Source organism: Streptomyces hazeniae (genome assembly GCF_031845485.1).
GTDB classification, from domain to species: domain Bacteria; phylum Actinomycetota; class Actinomycetes; order Streptomycetales; family Streptomycetaceae; genus Streptomyces; species Streptomyces hazeniae.
Genome location: NZ_JAVREQ010000001.1, coordinates 359,474 through 381,126, shown reverse-complemented (window position 1 = coordinate 381,126; position 21,653 = coordinate 359,474). Strand labels below are relative to the sequence as shown.

Sequence of the window (21,653 nt, the reverse complement as noted above, 5' to 3'; positions counted from 1 at the left end):
GGGAGACGCCCTGTGCCCGGTCACCGCCCGCGGTACGGCCGACGGGCATCCGGCCGTGCCCCGACGCGGCGGGACGGCCGCGGCCCGTGACGCACCCGGGGACGCTGATCCTGATCATGGCCGTCGCCGTGCTGGCGCCGCTTCTCGCGCACGGCGTGGGACGGCGCGTGCCCGTGCCGCTGGTCATCTTCGAGATCGCCCTCGGCATCCTCGTCGGGCCGCAGGTGCTCGGCTGGGCGCGTACGGGCCAGGTCCTGGACACGCTGGCGGATCTCGGACTGGCGATGCTGATCTTCCTCGCCGGGTACGAGATCGACTTCACGGCCGTGCGCGGCGACACCCTGCGCCGCTCCACCTGCGCCTGGCTCATCTCCCTCGTCCTCGCCCTCGGGATCGCCCTGCTGATGAGCGGCGGCGAGACGTTCGAGAGCTTCGTCATCGGCACCGCGCTGACCAGCACGGCGCTCGGTACGGTCCTGCCGATCCTCCGGGACCGGGGTCAGCTGCACGGCCGGTTCGGAACGGTGATGTCCGGCTTCGGCGCGGTGGGCGAGTTCGGACCCGTCATCGCCATCGCGCTCCTGCTCAGCGGACGACGGCCGGCCGAGTCTGCCCTGCTGCTGGTCGCGTTCGGGGCGATCACGGCCGTCGCCGTGCTCTGGGCGCTGCGACCGCGGCCCGCCTGGTTCGCCCGGCTGACGGAGGTCACCCTGCACGGCAGCGGCCAGTTCGCGGTCCGCTTCGTCATGCTCCTGCTGGCGTGCATGCTGGGCCTCGCCGAGGTCTTCGGCCTCGACGTGCTGCTGGGCGCCTTCGCCGCGGGCGTCCTCACCCGCCTCGTGATGCACGACGCCGCACCCGCGAGCAGCGCCGAGGTGCTCGGCAAGGTGGAGGCGATGGGGTTCGGCTTCCTCGTCCCGCTGTTCTACGTGGTGACCGGCATCGAGTTCGACCTCCGGGCGCTGCTCGACGACCTGGGCGCCCTGCTGCTGGTGCCGGTCTTCCTGGTGCTCTTCCTGCTGGTCCGCGGGGCGCCGGTGTACCTCCTCGCGCCGCGCGACCTCGGCACGGCCGACCGGGCCGCCCTCGCGCTGTTCGCCTCGACCTGCCTGCCCCTCGTCGTCGCCCTCACGACCATCGGCACGGACCAGGAGGTCATCGGCACGCCGGAGGCGGCCGCGCTGGTGGGCGCGGCGATGCTCTCCGTGCTCCTGCTCCCCCTGTCGGCGATGGGGCTGCGGTCCGGGAAGAAAGCCCGGCCCGAGTCGCAGGCTCCCGGGGAGTCCGAGGCCTGGTGACGCCCCCGGGGCGCACGCCCCGGGCGGGTCACGCCGGAGCCGCGCGGTCAGGGTCCCAGGCGGACCGTCATCTCCACGGAGACCTCGTCCCCCGGTGCGAGGCCCTGCGGTGCGCGCACGGCCTTTTTGAGCGGCAGCAGATAGCCGCCGTCCTTGGGGAACAGCGAGGTGGTGAAGTCGACGGTGCCGAGCCGGGCCTCGACGGGGATGACGCCCCAGCCGTACGTGGCGGCCGCCGCCACGTCCCGGATGTCGGCGGACTGCTCCTCGGGCACCGGGACGAAGAAGAACGGCGCGGGCCCCCGCCATTCGACGACACGGCCGGCGAAGGAGACGTCCATGGTGGGTCCGTTCGTCGTGGCCGTGACCGGGCTCGCTCAGCGTACTCCTGCGGCCGGCACACGGCGGAGACGGCAAGACGCGCCCTCGCGCGCGGACGAACGATCTCGGAAAAGGTTGCTGTGACGTTGGCCACAAAGTTACCCGCCGGTCGTCACTCTGTGATTCCATGCACATGACAATCCGTGCCGGACCTGTTCACTGACAGCCAGTCAGAAGCGTGACAGAAGAGTCCTAGTGGGGACCCTGGTCTTTCCGGCTGTGCGCCCTCCTGGTTCGACCACCCGGGAGTGCATGACGGAGGGTCAGTACCCACGAGTAGTCAGCCGGTCCGCGCCGGGCTGCGCCTCGCCGGGGGAACTTCAGGCAAGCGTCAGTTTCGTCGATTCGTGTAGTACGGGAGCATTCATGCGGACGCATGAGTCAGGCACCTCCGTCGCGTCGTCGCGAGCGAGTGTGCTCATCGCCGTGAACCCAGTGCAGCGGCCCTCGCCGCGCCTCACCGCCGCCGCTGCCCGCGCGGGTGCCCTCGGCGTCCTCGAACTGCCTCTCGGCGGTGCGGGCGCAGCACGCGAGGTGCTCGACCTCACGACCCGATGGGCTCACTCCCCGTTCGGCGTGCGGGTACGCCCCGGCTGCACCGTGACGGCCGACGACCTGCCCGGCCCCGCCGAGACGGTGCTGCTCGCCGACCCGGAACGCTCCCCGTCGGAGTTCACCGGACGCCGGGTGCTCGTCGAGGTCGTCGACCGGGACGAGGCACGCCGGGCCGCAGCGGCGGGAGCCGACGGCCTGATCGTCCGGGGCGCCGAAGCAGGCGGTCGCGTCGGTGAGTTGAGCACCTTCGTGCTCCTCCAGCACGTCCTGGCCGACACCGAGCCGACGCTGCCCGTCTGGGCCTGGGGCGGCATCGGCCCGCACACGGCCGCCGCCGCCCTCGCGGGCGGCGCCGCAGGCGTCGTCCTCGACACCCAGCTCGCACTGCTCGACGACGCCGCGCTGCCGGCCGAGATCACCGACGCGGTGAGCAGGCGCGACGGCTCGGAGACCACCCTGCACCACGGGACGCGCGTCCTGCTCCGCCGCGGCCCCGGCACCCCGGAACTGCCCCGCGACCGGGCGGAGTTCCTGTCCCGGGTCGGCGGCGACGATCTCCGGGAGCAGTTCCTGCCGGTCGGACAGGACGTCTTCCTCGCCTCCGAGTTCGCCGCGCGCTGGTCCACCGTGGGCGAGGTCGCGCGGGGCATGCGCGCGGCGCTCTCCACGGCGCTGGAGGACGACGCACCGGCCGGAGCGCTGGGCGCCGGCTCACCGGGGGCGCGCGCCCTCGGCACCGCGCTGCCCCTCGCCCAGGGCCCCATGACCCGCGTCAGTGACCAGGCCGAGTTCGCCGAGGCCGTGGCCGGCCAGGGCGCGCTGCCGTTCCTCGCGCTGGCCCTCTCCGGCCCCGAGCAGACCCGCACCCTGCTGGAACGCACCCGCGACGCGCTGGGCGACGCGCCCTGGGGCGTCGGCATCCTCGGATTCGCCGACGAGGAGATCCGCTCCGCCCAGCTGGAGATCGTGCGAGAACTGCGCCCGACCCACGCGATCATCGCCGGCGGCCGCCCCGCACAGGCCGCCGCACTGGAGGAAGAGGGCATCGCCGCGTTCCTCCACGTGCCGTCCCCCGGCCTGCTGCGCCAGTTCCTCGCCGCCGGCGCACGCCGGTTCATCTTCGAGGGAGCGGAGTGCGGCGGGCACGTCGGGCCGCGGAACAGCTTCCCGCTCTGGGAGGCGCAGGTCGGCGTCCTGCTGGAGTACCTGGAGACCGCGCGCCCGGACGAGGCCGCCCGGCTGACCGTACTGTTCGCCGGCGGCGTGCACGACGAGCGGTCCGCGGCGATGGTCGCGGCGCTCTCCGCACCGCTGACCCGCGCCGGCGTCGCCTGCGGGCTGCTGATGGGCACCGCCTACCTCTTCACCGAGGAGGCGGTGGCGGCCGGCGCGATCCGGCCCCTGTTCCAGCGGCAGATCCTCGCCGCGGAGCGCACCGACCTGCTCGAGACCGCGCCCGGGCACGCCACCCGCTGCGCCCACAGCGGCTTCACCGCCGACTTCGCCGGGCTCAAGGAAGAACTGAGCGCCGGGGGAGTCCCCGACCGGGAGGCGTGGGAACAGCTCGAACGGTTCAACGTCGGAAGGCTGCGGCTGGCCAGCAAGGGCATCGAGCGGGTCGGGGCCGAACTGCGCCCCGTCGACGAGGACCGGCAGGCCGGCGAAGGCATGTTCATGGCCGGCGAGGTCTGCGTGCTGCGCAGCGAGGTCACCACCGTCGCCGCGCTGCACGAGTGCGTCGGGGACGGCGCCGCGCGCTGGCTGCGCGCCCGGGCCGCACGGCTGCGCGAGGAACTGGGCATGGCCCCGGTGGAGGACGCCGCCCCCGAGCCGCTGCGGATCGCCGTGGTCGGCATGGCCGGGATGTTCCCCGGCGCCCCGGACACCGCCGCCTTCTGGGCCAACGTGCTGGCCGGCCGCGACTGCGTGACCGAGGTCCCCGGCGAGCGCTGGGACACCGACCTCTACTACGCGCCGGACGGCGACGGCGAGCAGACGCCGTCCCGGTGGGGAGGCTTCCTCCCGGAGATCCCCTTCGACCCGCTGCGGTTCGGCATCCCGCCGGCCTCCCTCACCAGCGTCGAGCCGGTGCAGCTGCTCGCTTTGGAGGCGGCCCGCCGTGCCCTGGCGGACGCCGGCTACGAGGCGCCCATGGACCACGCACGGACCTCGGTGGTGTTCGGAGCCGAGGCGGGCAGCGACCTGTCCAACGCGAGCGTGCTGCGCACCGTGCTGCCCTCCTACGTCGGCACGCTGCCCGCCGAACTGGACGCCCAGCTGCCCCGGCTCACCGAGGACTCCTTCCCCGGCGTGCTGGCCAACGTCATCGCGGGCCGGATCGCCAACCGGCTCAACCTGGGCGGTGCCAACTACACCGTCGACGCCGCCTGCGCGTCCTCGCTCACCGCCGTCGACGTGGCGTGCAAGGAACTGATCACCGGCACCAGCGACATGGTGCTCTGCGGCGGCGCCGACCTGCACAACGGCATCAACGACTACCTGCTCTTCTCCTCGGTGCACGCCCTCTCCCCGTCCGGCCGCTCCGCCACCTTCGACGGCGACGCGGACGGCATCGCCCTCGGCGAGGGCGTGGCCTGCGTGGTCCTCAAGCGGCTCTCCGACGCGGAGCGCGACGGCGACCGGATCTACGCCGTGATCGACGGCGTCGGCAGCGCGAGCGACGGCCGCGCCCTCGGGCTGACCGCGCCCCGCCCCGAAGGCCAGCGGGCCGCGCTCACCCGCGCCTACCGCAACGCCGGGGTCTCCCCGGCCGACGTGGGCCTGCTGGAAGCCCACGGCACCGGGACGGTCGTCGGCGACCGGACCGAACTGACCACCCTGACCGAGGTGTTCACCGAAGCCGGTGCCGCGCCGGGCACCTGCGCCGTCGGCTCGGTGAAGTCGCAGATCGGCCACACCAAGTGCGCCGCCGGACTGGCGGGCCTGATCAAGACCACATTGGCCCTGTACCACGGGGTCAAGCCGCCGACGCTGCACATCCGGCAGCCCAACGCGGCCTGGGACGCGGACCGCAGCCCGTTCGTGTTCCACGACGCGGCACGCCCCTGGGCCGCCGACGCGGCCGAACGCGTCGCGGGCGTGAGCGCCTTCGGGTTCGGCGGCACCAACTTCCACGTCGTGCTGCGCGCGTACGACCACGTGCCGCCCGCGCACTCCCGCGACGAATGGCCCGCCGAACTGTTCACCTTCCGCGGCCAGGACACGGCGGGGGCCCGGCGCGCCGCCAAGGCGCTGCTCTCCCTGACGGAGCGCGGCGGCACCTGGCGGCTGCGGGACTACGCACGCTGCGCCTCCCGGCGCAGCGACCTGGCGGCCGCACGCGGCGAGCAGGTGCGGATCGCGCTGGTCGCGAAGGACCTGGACATGCTGGCCGCGCAGCTGCGCCACGCGGCGGGCGACGGCTCCGGGACACCGCCAGAGGGCGTGTTCACCGCGGACGCCACCCCGGAGGGGGGCACGACGGACGCCGGGCCGCTCGCCTTCCTGTTCCCCGGGCAGGGCAGCCAGCGTCCCGGCATGCTCGCGGAGTTGTTCGTCTCCTTCCCCGAACTCCAGCGCTACCTCCACCTGGGTGCTGACTGGGCGGAGGCGCTCTATCCGCCGGCGGCCTTCGACGAGCGGGCGCGCGCCGAGCAGCTCGCCCGGATCACCGACACCGCCGTCGCCCAGCCCGCGCTCGGCATCGTCGAACTCGCCGCGGCGGAACTGCTGTCGGGCGTCGGTGTGCGTCCCGGCATGGCCGCCGGCCACAGCTACGGCGAACTGGTCGCACTCGCCGTCTCCGGCGCGCTGTCGCCGCAGGATCTGCTGACGGCCAGCGCCCAGCGGGCGGAGGCCATCCTGGCGGAGGTCCGCGAGGGCGATCCGGGGTCGATGGCCGCCGTCACCGCCACCCCGGAGCAGGTCACCGAGGTGCTGCGGCTGTCGGAGCTGGACGGGGACGTCGTCGCCGCCAACCGCAACTCCCCCCGGCAGACCGTGATCTCCGGGCCGTCGGAGCCGGTGGCCGCCGCGGTCGGCCGGCTGCGGGACGCCGGCTACTCCGTGAAGCAGCTCCAGGTGGCCTGCGCCTTCCACAGCCCGCTCGTGGCCGGCGCGGGAGCCGCCTTCGCCGAGCGGCTGGACGCGCTGACGGTCCGCGCACCCGGCCTCGACGTCTTCGCCAACCGCACCGCCGAGCCCTATCCGGCCGACGCGGACGCCGTACGGGCCGGGCTCGCCGCCCAGATCGGCGCACCGGTGCGGTTCGCCGACCAGATCGAGGCCATGTACGCCGCCGGAGCACGGACGTTCCTCGAAGTGGGCCCCGGGCGCGTGCTGTCCCGCCTGGTCGACGACGTGCTCGGAGACCGGCCGCACCGCACCGTCCCCCTCCAGGGCTCCCCGAGCTCGGGGCTGACCGACTTCCTCACCGCGCTGGCCCAGCTGGCCGTCGCCGGGACCGACGTGCGGACCGGGCGGCTGTTCCAGGGGCGCGACACCCGTGACCCCGAGACGGAGACCGCCCTTCCCCCGGTGGGCTGGACGGTCGACGGCCACCTCGTGCGCCGTGCCGACGGCACCTTCCCGCCCAACGCCCTGCAACCCGCCCGCCCCATCACGGGAGTGATCGTGTCGGAGACCCCCGCCACCACCGGCGCCCCCCAGTCCGGCCCGGACGCGCTGATCGCCGAGTTCCTGCGCACCAGCCGGGAGATGGTCAGCGCCCAGCGCGACGTCCTGCTCGGCTACCTGGGCGCCGGGGAGTTCACCCCCGCCGTGCCGCAGCCCGCCGCCGCCCCGGCGGCTCCGGCGGCGCTGCCCGCCGCCGCGCCTGTCGCCGCTCCGGCCGCTGCCGCACCGGCTGCCGTTCCTGCCGCTTCGGCGGCTTTGGAGCCGGCGGCGGTGCTGGAGGCGGTGCTGGCTGTGGTGGGGGAGCGTACGGGTTATCCGGTGGACATGATCGATCCTGAGCTGGATCTCGAGGCGGATCTGAGTGTGGATTCGATCAAGCGGGCGGAGATCGCGGGGGAGTTGGCGGTGCGTCTGGGGTTGCCCATGGACGCGTCGACGGATGTGGAGGAGCTGAGTACGGCGCGTACGGCGCGGGGTGTCGCGGACCTGCTGCTGGACCGCCTCGGCGCCGCCGCGCCTGTCGCCGCTCCGGCCGCTGCCGCACCGGCTGCCGTTCCTGCCGCTTCGGCGGCTTTGGAGCCGGCAGCGGTGCTGGAGGCGGTGCTGGCTGTGGTGGGGGAGCGTACGGGTTATCCGGTGGACATGATCGATCCTGAGCTGGATCTCGAGGCGGATCTGAGTGTGGATTCGATCAAGCGGGCGGAGATCGCCGGGGAGTTGGCGGTGCGTCTGGGGTTGCCCACGGACGCGTCGACGGATGTGGAGGAGCTGAGTACGGCGCGTACGGCGCGGGGTGTCGCGGACCTGCTGCTGGACCGCCTCGGTGCCCCCGCCGACGCCGCCTCCGACCCGGCCGCCGAGCCGGCGTCGCCGACCCCGGCCGACAGCGTGCTGCCCCCGCAGCGCCTGGAGTTCACCGAAGTGGAACTCGCCGTGCCGCAGCCCGCGTCCCTGGACGGCGGCTCCGTCACCCTGATCGGCGGCGGACCGACGGCCGAAGCCGTCGCCGCGCGGCTGCGTGACGCCGGAGCCGACGTCACCGAGCACCCGCACGGTGCACGCCCGGAGCAGCTCGGCGACACCGTCGTCGTCCTGCACGGCACGGACGAGGACGGCGGCAGGCTGCCGGAGGCGTTCGGGCTGTACCAGGCGGTGCTCGCCGCAACTCCGCGGCGCCTGCTCGCGGTCGCGGGCAGGACCACCGGGCCGGTCGACGGGCTCCGGGGCTTCTTCCGCTCGGTGGCCCGGGAGTACCCGGACCTCGCCGCGACCCTGCTGGAGACCGGACCGGACGACGCACCCGCGGCGGTGGCCGACGCGGTGGCCGTCGAACTGGCCGCCACCGAGCGCGAGCCGGTGGTGCTCTCCCGCGCCGGAGGACGGCACACCCTCCAGCTGTCCCTCACCGACCTGGGCACTCTCGGCGCCACCGGCGCGGGCCCCGCGGGAGACGGCGCCGCCGAGGCCGCCGCCGCCGGGCTCGACCGCGACTCCGTCGTGCTGCTGGTCGGCGGAGCACGCGGCATCACGGCCCGCTTCGCCCGGACGCTGGCCGCCACCGCGGGCTGCCGCATCGAGCTGATGGGCCGCACCCCCGTGCCCGCGGAGCAGGAGGAGCCCGGGACCGCCTCGGCACCCGACCGGGGCGCGCTGCGGGCCGCGTTCATCGCCTCGGGGATGACCTCGCCCGCCGAGGTGGAACGTGCCACGGGCGCCGTACTGGCGGCGCGCGAGGTCCGCGGCACCGTCGCCGACCTGCGGGCCCTCGGCAGCACCGTGCGCTACCACGCGGTGGACGTGCTGGACGAGGAGGCCGTCCGGGCCACCGTGAAGGACGTGCACGCCGAGTACGGCCGCCTCGACTGCGTCGTCTACGCGGCCGGGGTCATCGAGGACAAGCTGATCGCGGAGAAGACGCCCGAGTCGTTCCACCGGGTGTTCTCCACCAAGGTGGACGGCGCACGGGTCCTGCTCGACGCGGTCGGCGCGCTGCCCGGCGGCCCGCGGTACGCGGTGCTGTTCGGCTCGATCGCCGGGGCGCTGGGGAACCGTGGCCAGAGCGACTACGCGGCCGCCAACGACGCCCTGGAGGAGCTTGGACGCCGCTGGTCCACCCCGGACCGGCGGGGACTGACCGTGCACTGGGGGCCGTGGGCCGCCGCCGAGACCAACGGCGGGATGGTGACCCCGGAACTGATGCGCTCCTACGTCTCCCGCGGCATCAAGCTGATCGACCCCGAGGAAGGGCCGCTCAGCCTGCTGCGCGAACTCGCCTACGGCGCCCCGTCGGCGCACGCGGTGGTCTACACCGCGTCCGGATGGTGACGCCGGTGTCCTCGCGCACCCCCGTCGCGATCGTCGGCATGTCGGCGCTCTTCCCGGGCGCCTCCGGCCTCGACGCGTACTGGCGGAACATCGTCGGAGGGGTCGATTCCGTCACCGACGTACCGGCCGCCCGCTGGGATCCGGAGTACTACGCTCCGGACGGCCCGCGCCGTGCGGACCGCGTGTACTGCCGGCGGGGCGGGTTCGTCGATCAGGACGCCGAGTTCGACGCGGCCCGCTTCGGGATCATGCCCGCATCGGTGCCGGGCACCGAGCCGGACCAGCTGCTCGCCCTCCAGGTGGCCCACCGGTCGCTGGTGGACGCGGGGGGCGAGGCGGCGCTGCCCACGGACCGGCAGCGGGCCGGTGTGGTGCTCGGCCGCGGCGGCTACCTGACGCCGGGCCTGGTACGGCTCGACCAGCGGGTGCGCACCGCACACCAGGTGGCGCGCACCCTCCGCGAACTCGTGCCGGAGCTGGACGACGACCGGGTGGAGCAGGTCCGCGCCGCCTTCGCCGAGCAACTCGGCCCCGAGCAACCGGAGTCGGCCATCGGCCTGGTGCCCAACCTTGCGGCCTCCCGGGTGGCCAACCGGCTGGACCTGCGCGGCCCCGCCTACACCGTCGACGCGGCGTGCGCCTCCTCGCTGGTGGCGGTCGACCAGGCGGTGCGCGAGCTCGACGCCGGCCGGTGCGACGTGATGCTGGCCGGCGGTGTGCACCACTGCCACGACATCACGCTGTGGAGCGTGTTCAGCCAGCTGGGCGCGCTGTCGCCGAGCCAGCGCATCCGGCCGCTGCACCGCGGCGCGGACGGCGTGCTCATCGGCGAGGGCACCGGGATCGTCGTCCTCAAGCGGCTGGCCGACGCGGAGCGCGACGGCGACCGCGTGTACGCGGTGGTGTCCGGTACGGGCGTGGCGAGCGACGGCCGTTCGGCGAGCCTCCTCAACCCCGACCCCGGCGGCCAGGTACGCGCGGTGCGCCAGGCGTGGGACGCCGCGGGACTGGACCCGCGGGCGGCTGACTCCGTCGGGCTGCTGGAGGCGCACGGCACCGCCACCCCAGCCGGCGACAAGGCCGAACTGTCCACCATCGCCGAGGTGTTCGGACCTGCCGGCGACCACGCGCCGGCCGCCATCGGCTCGGTCAAGTCGATGATCGGCCACACCATGCCGGCCGCCGGCATCGCCGGACTGATCAAGGCGGCCCTGGCGCTGCACCACGGCGTCCTCCCGCCCACACTGCACTGCGAGGACCCCCATCCGGCACTCGCCGAGACCCGGTTCGCGCCGCTGGCGCAGGCCCGGCCGTGGGAGGCGCCGCGCTCGGGGACACCGCGCCGTGCCGGGGTGAACGCCTTCGGCTTCGGGGGCATCAACGCCCACGTGGTGCTGGAACAGCCCGCCGGTGCCCCCGCCGCACCCGCGCCCACGGCGACCGTCTCGGCCCCGGGGGCGTCCGCCGCGCAGGCCCGCACCGTTCCCGGCGGGGACGCGCCCCGCGTCGAGGTGAGCGAACCGGAGCGGGTGCTGCGGCTCGCCGCGCCGGACCCGGCGTCGCTCGCGGCGCTGCTCGACGCCGACGACTCCGCCGTCCTCGCCGCCTCACTGGACGAACGCGACCCCGTGACCGAGCCGGTCCGGTTGGGCATCGTCGACCCCACCGAGCGGCGGCTCGCCCTGGCCCGCAAGGCCGTGGCCAAGGGCCGGGCGTGGCGCGGGCGCAGCGACGTCTGGTTCAGCCCGCAGCCGCTGCTGGGCCCGGCGGGCGGACGTACCGCGTTCGTCTTCCCCGGCCTGGAGGCCGAGTTCACCCCCCGGGTCGCCGAGCTGGCCCAGTGGTTCGCCCTGCCCTGGTCGCCGGGCGAGGACGCCCGCGTCGGCGACGTGGGCCGCCACGGCACGGCGGTGTTCCAGCTCGGCCGGATGCTGGACACGGCGCTGCGCCGACTGGACATCGTGCCGGACGCGGTCGCCGGGCACAGCGTCGGCGAGTGGACGGCCATGGCGTGCGGCGGCATCCACGCCGCCGACGAGGTCGACCGTTTCCTCGCGGGCTTCGACCCGGACGCCCTCCAGGTGCCGGGCGCGGTCTTCGCCGTGCTGGGGCTGCCCGCGCAGCGGGTGCTGGAGGAGCTGGGCGACCGCACCGACGTGGTGCTGTCGCACGACAACACTCCGAACCAGTCGATGGTCTGCGGCCCCGAGGAAGAGGTCGAGGCCCTGGTGCTGCGGCTGCGGGCGGAGGGCGTCATCGGGCAGGTGCTGCCGTTCCGGTCGGGTTTCCACACTCCGATGCTGGAGCCGTACCTGGAGCCGATCCGGCGCGCCGCGGAGACCTACACCCTGCACCCGCAGACCACCGAGGTCTGGTCGGCGACGACCGCCGCGCCCTTCCCCACCGAGCCCGACGCGGTGCGCGCGCTGTTCGTCCGCCACCTGCTGGAGCCGGTGCGCTTCCGGCTGACCGTGCTGGCTCTGCACGACGCGGGATTCCGTGCCTTCGTGCAGCTGGGCGCCGGGCAACTCGGCTCGCTGATCGACGACATCCTGGCCGGACGCGACCACCTCACGGTCTCGGCCCACGCCGGATCGCGCGACAGCCTGGCCCAGCTGCGCCGCGTCGTCACCGCGCTCTGGGCGGACGGTGGCACCCCGGACGCCGTGCCGCTGCTCGACCGGGCGGCGGCCTCCGGCGCCGGAGCGGCTGCCGCGCCCACCCGGAGCACGGCGTCCGCATCTGCGGGTGCACCGCCGGAGCGGCCCGGAGTCCGGCTGGACCTCGGCGGCGCGCTGGTCTCCCTGCCGCCCCAGGTGCGCCGGGCGCTGCGCCCCGCGGCGTCGGCCGGCCCGGCGGAGCGCAACGGCGCGCTGGCCCGGCTGGAGCAGGCGAGCGACCGGTTCCCGGCGGCCTCCGAACTGGCCGCGCTGCTGCACGACACGGCGGCGGTCGCGACGGAGCTGATCGGTGCCGAGGGGGCGCGGCGCGGTCCGACCGCCGCCCGGCCCGCGGTGCCCGGGGCTGCGACGCCACGGCCCGCCCTGCCACGGGCTGCCGCGCTCCGGCCTCGGCCGCCGGCGCGGACGGCCCCCGCCGCCCCCGCCCCCGCGCAGACGGCGCCGGTGCCCGAGGTGCTGCGCGTCGACGTGCGGACCATGCCGTACCTGCTGGACCACTGCTTCTTCCGGCAGCGGCCCGGCTGGCCGGACGACGTGGACCGCTGGCCCATCGTCCCCGCGACCACGGTGATCACCCACATGATGGAGATCGCCGAGCGTGCGGTGCCGGGGATGCGCGCGGTCGCGGTGCACGACGTGCGGCTGATGAAGTGGATCGAGGCCCTCCCCGCCGTCGACGTGCCGGTGACGGTGCGCCGGCCCGCGCCGGACCGGGTGGAGGTCTCCCTGGACGGCTCGGCCAGGGCCGAGGTCGAACTCGCGCCCGCCTACCCGCAGCCGCCCCGGCCGTGGCCGGTCGACGCGGCGGCGGAGCGGAAACCGGAGATGGAGGCCGAACAGCTCTACAGCGAACGCTGGATGTTCCACGGCCCCCGGTTCCAGGGCGTGAGCGAGCTGACCGCCATCGGGGAGCGGCACGTGCGGGGCGTGCTCACCGCACCCGCGGCCCCGGGGGCGCTGATGGACAACATCGGCCAGCTGCTGGGCTACTGGATCATGGCCTCCCTCACCGAGCGCACCACCGTGTTCCCGGTGCGGATGGAGCACATCCGCTTCCACGGCCCGGAGCCGCGCGGGGGCGAACGGCTCACCTGCCACGTGCGGATCACCGAACTCACCGAGCGGGCCCTGGTGGCGGACATGCAGCTGGCCCGGGACGGCCGGGTCTGGGCCGAGTTCACCGGCTGGGCCGACCGCCGGTTCGACACCGACCCCGGCATCCGTGCGGTGGACCGCTTCCCCGGCCAGAACACGCTCTCCACGCTGGAGCCGGACGGCCCGGCGGTGGTGCACGAGCGCTGGCCGGATCTGGCGACCCGGGAACTGATCATGCACAACATGCTGGGCAGCGCGGAGCGGGCCCGCTACGAGGAGCTGCCCCCGATCCGCCGGCGCCAGTGGCTGCTCGGCCGGATCGCGGCCAAGGACGCGGTACGCGGACTGCTGTGGCGGGAGGGCGAGGGCGAGGTCTATCCCGCCGAGATCGCCCTGCACAACGACGCCTCGGGACGGCCGCTGGCCACCGGCGTCCACGGCCGCACGCTGGGCGAGCTGACCGTGTCGCTGGCCCACCGCGCGGAGGTGGCTGTCGCCCTCGCCCGGCGCGGGCCCTGCGGCGTGGACGTGGAGGAGATCACCGAGCGGCCCCGCGCCACCGTCGAGGCCGCCTGCGGCCCCGAGGAGCGGGAGCTGCTCGACACGCTCGTGTCGTCGGGGGGCGACGACGAGCCCGTCTGGTTCACCCGGTTCTGGGCGGCCAAGGAGGCCGTCGCGAAGGCACGCGGCACGGGCCTGGCCGGCCGGCCCGCCGCCTTCCGGGTGGTCGCCGCGGACCCCGACCAGGTCCGCGTGGCGGTCGACGGAACGACGTACGACGTGTCCGTCCGGCTGACCGCCAACCCGTCCACGCTGCCCGAGCGCAGGTACGTGCTCGCGTGGACGACCAGTGACGAGAGGACAGGAGAGCACGTTGACCACTGAGACCAGCGGGGCCACCACCACTCAGGAGCGGGGGAGGGCCGCCCTGGCGGCCGACTCCGACGCGGTGCTGGCGGACCTCACCGGAATGCTGCGCGTCATGCTCGAGGAGTACGGCCTGGAGGACGCCGAGATCGCCCGGGACACCACGTTCCACGACGATCTCGAGATGGAGAGCATCGACCTGGTGTCCCTGTCCGGCTCGCTGCGCGAGCACTACGGGGACCGGGTCAACTTCGCGGAGTTCATCGCCGACCTCGAGCTGGACGAGATCATCGCCCTCAGGGTGGGCCAGCTCGTCGACTACATCGTCAGCTCGCTCCGGGCCACGGAGAGCTGAGACATGACCAAGCTCGCGACCTCGACGATCACCACCCACGTGCAGCGGCTGCACGCCGAGCGGAGCCCGGACGACACCGGCGAACCGCCCGTCGTGGTGTTCGTGCACGGGCTGCTCACCGACAGCCTGGCCAGCTACTACTTCACCCTCGGCCCGGCGTTCGCCCAGGCCGGGGTCGACGTGATCATGTACGACCTGCGCGGTCACGGCCGCAGCGACCGGCCCGCGACCGGATACCGGCTGGAGGACTTCGTCGACGACCTGGTCGCCCTGCTGGACGCGCTGGGCGAGACGCGGCGGGTGCACGTCGTGGGCAACTCCTTCGGCGGCACGATCGCTTCGGCACTGGACGCCTGGCACCCGGACCGCGTGGCCACGGTCACCATGATCGAGGCGGAGCCGCCGGTCGAGCGCTGGACCGGACACATGAAGGGCGGACTCGCCGACGCCAAGGAGCAGTTGGTCCGCGACGAGGTCATCGGCTGGATCTCCGACCGGTACGGCGCCCACACCGCCAAGCTCTCCCGGGGAGCCGGACGCATCCTGCAGCGCACCACGCTCGCCGAGGACGTGGCCTCCGGCCGCGTCATCGACGACGACCTGGGCGCCCTCACCGCTCCGCTGCTGGCCATCTTCGGCGACGGCTCCGGACTCAACCGCCAGGTGCCGTGGCTGGAGGCGCTGGTGGAACGCTGCCGCACCGTGGTCCTTCCCGACCAGGGCCACTCCGTACTGGTGGAACGGACGGAGGAGACCCGGAAACTGGTACTGGACTGGGTGCGCGAACACCACGCACTGACCGGGGCGGTGCGGTGAGCCGGTTCCTCTGCGTGGTGCCGCCGCTCGTCGGGCACGTCAACCCGCTGGTCGGGGTGGCGGACGAACTGGCCCGGCGCGGACACGAGGTCGCCTGGGCGGGCTACGGGGACCAGATCCGCCGGCTCGCCGGGCCCGCCGCCGAGGTGTTCGACTGCGCCATGCCGGACGGAGGGCTGAGGCGGCCGCCGAAGCTGACCGGGCCGGCCGCCTTCCGGTTCCTGTGGGAGGAGTTCTTCCTGCCGCTGGCCGACCTGATGGCCCCGGGCGTCGATGCGGCGATCGAGGAGTTCCGCCCCGACGTGGTGCTCACCGACCAGCACGCGGTGGCGGGCGCACTGGTCGCCGAACGGCGCGGAGTCGTGCATCTCTCCTCGGCCACCACCTCCGCCGAACTGGCCGAACCGCTGGACGGTCTGCCGAAGGTGGGCGCCTGGCTCCAGGGGCTGCTGACGGAACTGCGGTCGCGGATCGGGGACCCCCGGGCGACCGGGGACCCCCGGTTCTCGCCGCACGGCGTCCTCGCCTTCACCGGCCGGGACCTGCTGGGCGACGCGCCGCTCCCGCACGACCGGGTGCACCTGGTGGGGCCGGCGATCGCCCCGCGCGCCGGGGAGTCGGACTTCCCCTGGGAGGCCCTGGACCCGGACCGGAGCACGGTGCTGGTCTCCCTCGGCACCGCCAACACGGATGCGGGAGGCCCCTTCCTGACCGAAGCGGTCGCCGCGCTGGACGCGCTCGGCGACCGGGTGCAGGGGGTGGTCGTCGACCCGGGCGGTCACCTCGGCGACGTGCCGCCGGGCATGGTGAAACGCGCGCACGTACCGCAGCTCGAACTCCTCGGGAAGGTGGACGCCGTGGTGTGCCACGGCGGGCACAACACCGTCTGCGAGTCGCTGTGGCACGGGGTACCGCTGGTCGTCGCCCCCATCCGGGACGACCAGCCCATCGTCGCGGGGCAGGTGGTCGACGCCGGGGCCGGAGTCCGGGTGCGCTTCAACCGGGTGCGCGCCGACCGGCTGGGCGCGGCGATCGCCACCGTACTCGACCCCGGGGCCGGACACCGGGCGGCGGCCGAGGCCATCGGAGCCCGGCTGCGCGCGGCGGGCGGCGCGGTGGCCGCCGCGGACCACCTCGAACGGGCCGCCGCGCGGCCCTCCCACGTAACCGCAGCGGGCTGACCGGCCCGGTGCGCCGCGACGGACTCCAGGACCTCTCCATGACGACGACATCCCAGACCCCCGCGACCACCCCCGCGGCCGCCCCGGACGCGCCCGCCCCGGACGGGGCCGGTCCCGAGGGAGCGGCTCCGCAGAAGGCACCGCCTCCCCAGGAACAGGCGCCTCTGCGCACCCTGCTGAGCTACGCCCGCCCACACCGTGCCGTCCTGTTCGCCACACTGCTGCTGGTGCTGGCGGCGAGCGCGTCCGGCTTGGTGCAGCCGCTGGTGGCGCAACACGTGCTGGAGGTGCTGGGCGACGGCGGCGACGTGACGAACGCGGTGCTGCTGCTCGGTGCGCTGGTGGTGATCGGCGCCGCGCTGACCGGCATGCAGTCGTGGTGGCAGCAGCGGACCTCCGAGCGGGTGGTGCGCCAGGTGCGCCGCGACACGGTGTTCCGGCTGGTGCGGCTGCGCGTCCCCGAACTGGACAGCCGCCCCACCGGCGACCTCATCGCCCGGGTCACCTCCGACAGCACCCTGCTGCAGAACGCCGCCACCGAAGGGCTGGTGATGGTCGCCAACGGCGTGCTCACCATCGCCGGCGCGGCCGTCCTGATGGGCGTGGTCCACCTGGGACTCCTCGGGGTCACCGTGGGCGTCCTGCTGTCGGTCGCCCTGGTGATGACGTACCTGCTGCCCCGCATCCGGCAGGCCGTGACCCGCGCACAGGAGTCGATCGGCGCGGTGAGCGCCTCCCTGGAGCGGACGCTCGGCGCCGCGCGCACGGTGAAGGCCAACGGAGCCGAGGGACGCGAGACCGAGGACGCCGGGCGGGCGATCGAGGGCGCGTACCAGGCCGGTCTGGTGGGGGCCCGCTACGCGGCATGGGTGAAGATCCTCTCCGGCGTCTCCCTGCAGGCCGCCTTCCTCGCGGTGCTGGGCGTCGGCGGAGCGCTCGTCGCCGCCGGCGAACTCGGCGCGCCCGCCCTGATCGCCTTCCTGCTCTACGTCTTCTACCTGGCCAGCCCCATCGGGTCGTTGGTGGCCGGGCTCGGGATGCTGCAGCAGGGACTCGGCGCCGTCGGCCGTATCGAGGAGGTCAAGCGGATGCCGATCGAGGAGGACGTGGACGCCCCGCCGGCTTCCGCGCCGCCCCGCCCGGCCGTCCCCCCGGCCGTCGCCTTCGAGAACGTCGGGTTCTCCTACCCCGGCCGGGGGCCCGCGCTGCGCGACGTCTCCTACACCGTCACCGGCGGAACCCAGACCGCGCTGGTCGGGCTGTCCGGAGCGGGCAAGACGACGATGTTCGCGCTGCTGCAGCGGTTCCACGAGCCGTCGTCCGGCCGCATCCTCATCGACGGCGTGGACATCGCCACCCTGCCCCGGGCCGAGGTGCGCCGCCGGATCGCGTACGTCGAGCAGGACGCACCCGTCATGGCGGGCACCCTGGAGGACAACCTGCGGTACGCCGCGACCGGGGCGTCCGCCGAGGACATCGCGGAGGCGCTGCGCGTCACCCGGCTGGACACGCTGGTCGAACGGCTCCCCGACGGCCTGCGGACGGCGGTCGGCAACCGCGGGGTGACGCTGTCCGGCGGCGAGCGCCAGCGACTCGCCATCGCCCGGGCCCTGTTGCGCAAACCCGAAGTGCTGCTGCTCGACGAGGCGACCGCCCAGCTCGACGCGCGGAACGAGCACGCGCTGCGCGAAGCCGTCGACCAGGCCTCCCTGCGGTGCACGGTGCTGCTCATCGCCCACCGGCTGTCCACCGTCACCGAGGCGGACCAGATCGTGGTGATGGAGCACGGCCGGGTGCGGGCGCTCGGCGGCCACGGGGCTCTGGTCGAGTCCGACGCGCTGTACCGCGAACTGGCCGCCTCCCAGCTCTTGGTGGGCGAGGAGGAGAGCGGCGCGGACGACGCGGCGGACGAGGAAGAAGGCGTCGCGTACGGCCCGGTCCAGGTGTGAACGCGGCCCGGCGGCGCGGAGCGTCCGCGCCGCCGGGTGACGCACGAAGCGGGGGCGCCCTCCAGTGGAGGACGCCCCCGCGGCGGGTTCATCGACCGGTGGTCAGCCGGTGATGTTGGTGATGGCCGGCAGGTAGCCGTCCCGGTGGCCCGCGGTGTTGGGGTGGTACGACTCGTTCAGCTTCTCCCACTCCAGGCTCGTGACCCACTCCGAGTTGCCGGAGCACAGGGTGTGCGGGTCGAAGATCGGACGGGCGTCGAGGAAGGTGAAACCGGCCTCGGCGGCCCGCGACGACATGATCCCGGCGAGGGTGTCCGCAGCCGAGTTCAGCGCCGTACGCTCACGGTCGCTGAGCCCGAGGATGCCGCAGTCGCCGCCGATGGTGTAGAGCCGGGGGTAACCGACCACGATCACCTGGGCGTTGGGAGCCTTGGCACGGACGGCGGCGTACGTCTGCTGGAGTGCAGGGGAGAGTACGCCGTTGGCGGCCTGCTTCGCGAGGGCGACCCCGTCGAGGCAGTCCTGGTCGTCGATGGTGAGGATGCAGTTGGTCAGCACCTCGACGAAGCCGACGTCGTTACCGCCCACCTGCAGGGTGACCAGGGTGGTGTCCGCGGTGAGCGAACCGACCTGGGTGTTGAGGATGTCCGCCGTGGTGGCTCCCGAGCAGGAGGCCTCCACGAAGTCGACCGACGGGTGGGCGGCGGCCCAGAGCCGGGGGTACGTCAGCGGACCACGGCGACACGGGTCGTCCGGGTCGTCGTAGGTCCAGGTGCCGGGAGCGACCGCATAGCTGTCACCGAGCGCCACGTACTTGCCGGCGAGTGCCGTTTCGTCTGCCGCCTGAGCCGTTCCGGCGACCGTCATCGTGGCGGCGAGCGCCATGACGGCGGCGACGAGTACTCTGAGTAAACGCATGGAAGGTGTCGTCTCCGAATGGTGGGGGTGAGGGACCCTATAGGAATAGCAGAGAAATGCGGATTCGACAGCCCTGCCGGGGGAAATTCTGCACCGCGCGCATGCGGAAAGGCGCGTCGCCGAGGAGGCCCGTCGTGGCGCTGCCCGGGGTGTTCGAGTCAGGCCGAATCCCCGCTCCTGTCAAGGCTCCGCCGGGACGGTCACCCTCGTGTGGGCATCGATTCCGCGGCGTGCGGAAAGCCGGACTCCACGGGATCATGCGCAGAGAACGTGGCGCGATCCGCGTACCACCCGGAGCATGCGGAAGGGTTTAGTCCGGATGATTCCGGAACGCTTCCGGGATTCCACGGGGCCGATGTCGTAAAACGGGCATAACGGGGGTTCGGCCGGGCGCTCCGAGAGGCACATTCCGGTGATTCGCGCAATATGGTGCGCGGAAATTCCAGGGGTTTCTCTGCTGTTTTCCCCCGCGCATTTCCGTGCCGGACGGCGGGACGGGCCGGGCCGCCCGGAAGGCGGCCCGGCCCGTCCGCACCGGCGGTCTACAGCGTGCCGGCCAGACGCTCCGAGACGAGGCGGGCGAAGCGGGCCGGGTCGTCCAGCGCACCACCCTCCGCGAGGAGCGCGGTGCCGTACAGCAGCTCGGCGGTCTCCGTCAGCGCCGCGCCGGACGGCTCCTTCCGGTGAGCCTCCCGCAGTCCCGTCACCAGGCGGTGGTCCGGGTTGATCTCGAGGATCCGCTTGGCCGAGGGCGCGGCGTGGCCCATGGCCCGGTACATCCGCTCCATCGCCGGCGTCATGTCGTGCGCGTCGTTGACCAGGCACGCCGCCGACGAGGTGAGCCGCGTGGAGAGCCGGACCTCCTTCACCTGCTCGCCGAGCGACTCCCCGAGCCAGGACAGCAGCGGGGCGAACTCCTCCCGGCGCTGGTCGTCCTCCTGCTTCTCGTTCTCCTCGGCCGCCGCGTCGTCGAGGTCGACCTGGCCCTTGGCGATGGACTGCAGGCGCTTCCCGTCGTAGTCCGCGACCGCCTCGACCCACATCTCGTCCACCGCGTCGGTCAGCAGCAGCACCTCGTAGCCCTTGGCGTGGAACGCCTCCATGTGGGGCGAGTTCTCGATCTGCGACCGGGAGGAACCGGTCATGAAGTAGATCTCCTCCTGCCCCTCCTTCATCCGCTCCACGTACGCGGCCAGCGTGGTCTGCTGCTCCGGGTCGTGGGTCGAGGCGAAGGAGGCGATGTCGAGGAGCGTGCGCCGGTTGTCGGTGTCGCTGAGCAGGCCCTCCTTCACGGCGGCGCCGAACTCCCGCCAGAAGGTGCGGTACCGGTCGGGGTCGGAGGTCATCATCCCCTTGACCGTCGAGAGCACCTTCTTCACCAGGCGACGGCGCATCAGGTGGATCTGCCGGTCCTGCTGGAGCAGCTCACGGGAGATGTTCAGCGACAGGTCCTGGGCGTCCACCACGCCCTTGACGAACCGCAGGTACTCGGGCATCAGCTCCTGGCAGTCGTCCATGATGAACACGCGCTTGACGTACAGCTGCACCCCGGACCGGCTGTCCCGGGTGTACAGGTCGAGCGGTGCGTGGGAGGGGAGGAACAGCAGCGCCTCGTACTCGAACGCCCCCTCCGCGCGCAGGGAGACGGTCTCCAGCGGGTCGTTCCAGTCGTGGCTGACGTGCCGGTAGAACTCCTTGTACTCCTCCTCCGCGACCTCCGAGCGCGGCCGGGACCACAGCGCCTTCATGGAGTTCAGCGTGGCGAGTTCACGCTGCGGCCCGTCGCCGTCCCCTGCGCCGTCCCCGTCTCCGCCGTCGCCCCTCCGCTCGACCTCCATCCGGATCGGCCAGGCGATGAAGTCGGAGTACCGCTTGACGATCTCCCGGATCTTCCACTCGGCGGTGTAGTCGAAGAGGCTGTCCTCCTCGTCCTTCGGCTTCAGATGCACGGTGACCGCGGTCCCCTGCGGAGCGTCCTGGACGGGCTCCACGGTGTACGTGCCGTCGCCGTCGGACTCCCACCGGGTACCGGTGTCCTCGCCCGCCCGGCGCGTGACCAGGGTGACCCGGTCGGCCACCATGAAGGTGGCGTAGAAGCCGACGCCGAACTGGCCGATCAGCTCCCGGGACCCCTCGGCGTCCTCGGCGGACCTCAGCTGCTCCAGCAGTTCGGCCGTCCCCGACTTCGCGACGGTGCCGATCAGGTCCACGACGTCGTCCCGGGACATCCCGATGCCGTTGTCGCGGACGGTCAGCGTGCGCTGCCCGGGGTCCGCCTCGATCCGGATGTGCAGGTCCTCGACGTCGGCCCGCAGGCCGGAGTCGACGAGCTTCGCCCGGCGGATCTTGTCCAGGGCGTCGGAGGCGTTGGAGACGAGCTCCCGGAGGAAGATGTCCTTGTTCGAGTAGATCGAGTGGACCATCAGGCGCAGCAGTTGGCGGGCCTCCGCCTGGAACTCATGGGTTTCGGTCTGCGTGCTCACGTGCTCCCCTGTGTGCGGCGACGTACGGTGCGCAATGGATGGTAAGGACCCGCGCCGGGCTCGCGCACCGCGGTACCCGCCATGGCCGGTGCCGCACGTCCGCGCCCCCGGCTC

General features: G+C 73.7%; 10 protein-coding genes. 7 read left to right on the top strand and 3 right to left on the bottom strand.

The annotated features are described in order from the left end of the window. Nucleotides 1-86: 86 nt before the first annotated feature. Nucleotides 87-1,298 carry a cation:proton antiporter gene (locus RM572_RS01920; protein WP_311671494.1) on the top strand — a complete coding sequence of 404 codons (1,212 nt, stop codon included), beginning with the start codon at nt 87-89 and terminating at the stop codon, nt 1,296-1,298. A gap of 47 nt (nt 1,299-1,345) precedes the next feature. Here the strand turns inward: RM572_RS01920 and RM572_RS01915 are convergent, their stop codons facing one another. Beyond that, nucleotides 1,346-1,639 (bottom strand): DUF1905 domain-containing protein, encoded by a 294-nt coding sequence (locus RM572_RS01915; protein ID WP_311671493.1) that lies wholly within the window; start codon nt 1,637-1,639, stop codon nt 1,346-1,348. Between the two features lie 406 nt (nt 1,640-2,045). Between RM572_RS01915 and RM572_RS01910 the strand changes: the two genes are divergently transcribed. The 6 genes from RM572_RS01910 to RM572_RS01885 all read left to right on the top strand — a co-directional run bounded on the left by RM572_RS01910 (nt 2,046) and on the right by RM572_RS01885 (nt 18,138). Continuing rightward, nucleotides 2,046-9,194, top strand: coding sequence for an SDR family NAD(P)-dependent oxidoreductase (locus tag RM572_RS01910; protein WP_311671492.1), 7,149 nt, complete (start codon nt 2,046-2,048; stop codon nt 9,192-9,194). Further along, complete coding sequence (locus RM572_RS01905) at nt 9,188-13,855, top strand: type I polyketide synthase (RefSeq protein WP_394813491.1); 4,668 nt, start codon at nt 9,188-9,190, stop codon at nt 13,853-13,855. Before RM572_RS01910 ends, RM572_RS01905 begins: the two co-directional genes overlap by 7 nt. Before the next feature lie 85 nt (nt 13,856-13,940). Continuing rightward, entirely contained in the window at nt 13,941-14,192 is a 252-nt protein-coding gene (locus RM572_RS01900; protein WP_136185482.1) for a phosphopantetheine-binding protein, read from the top strand. A gap of 3 nt (nt 14,193-14,195) precedes the next feature. Next, entirely contained in the window at nt 14,196-15,008 is an 813-nt protein-coding gene (locus tag RM572_RS01895; RefSeq protein WP_311671490.1) for an alpha/beta fold hydrolase, read from the top strand. Then, a complete protein-coding gene (locus RM572_RS01890; RefSeq protein WP_311671489.1) occupies nt 15,005-16,189 on the top strand; it encodes a glycosyltransferase in 1,185 nt (394 codons plus the stop codon). Before RM572_RS01895 ends, RM572_RS01890 begins: the two co-directional genes overlap by 4 nt. A gap of 38 nt (nt 16,190-16,227) precedes the next feature. Continuing rightward, nucleotides 16,228-18,138, top strand: coding sequence for an ABC transporter ATP-binding protein (locus RM572_RS01885; protein WP_311671488.1), 1,911 nt, complete (start codon nt 16,228-16,230; stop codon nt 18,136-18,138). Nucleotides 18,139-18,240: 102 nt separating this feature from the next. Here RM572_RS01885 and RM572_RS01880 read toward each other — a convergent pair whose 3' ends face one another. Together RM572_RS01880 and htpG are read right to left on the bottom strand one after the other, a co-directional pair. Continuing rightward, on the bottom strand, nt 18,241-19,056 hold the full coding sequence (locus RM572_RS01880; RefSeq protein WP_311671487.1) for an SGNH/GDSL hydrolase family protein: 816 nt from the start codon (nt 19,054-19,056) through the stop codon (nt 18,241-18,243). Between the two features lie 542 nt (nt 19,057-19,598). After that, on the bottom strand, nt 19,599-21,539 hold the full coding sequence (gene htpG / locus RM572_RS01875; RefSeq protein ID WP_311671486.1) for a molecular chaperone HtpG: 1,941 nt from the start codon (nt 21,537-21,539) through the stop codon (nt 19,599-19,601). Nucleotides 21,540-21,653: the final 114 nt, after the last annotated feature.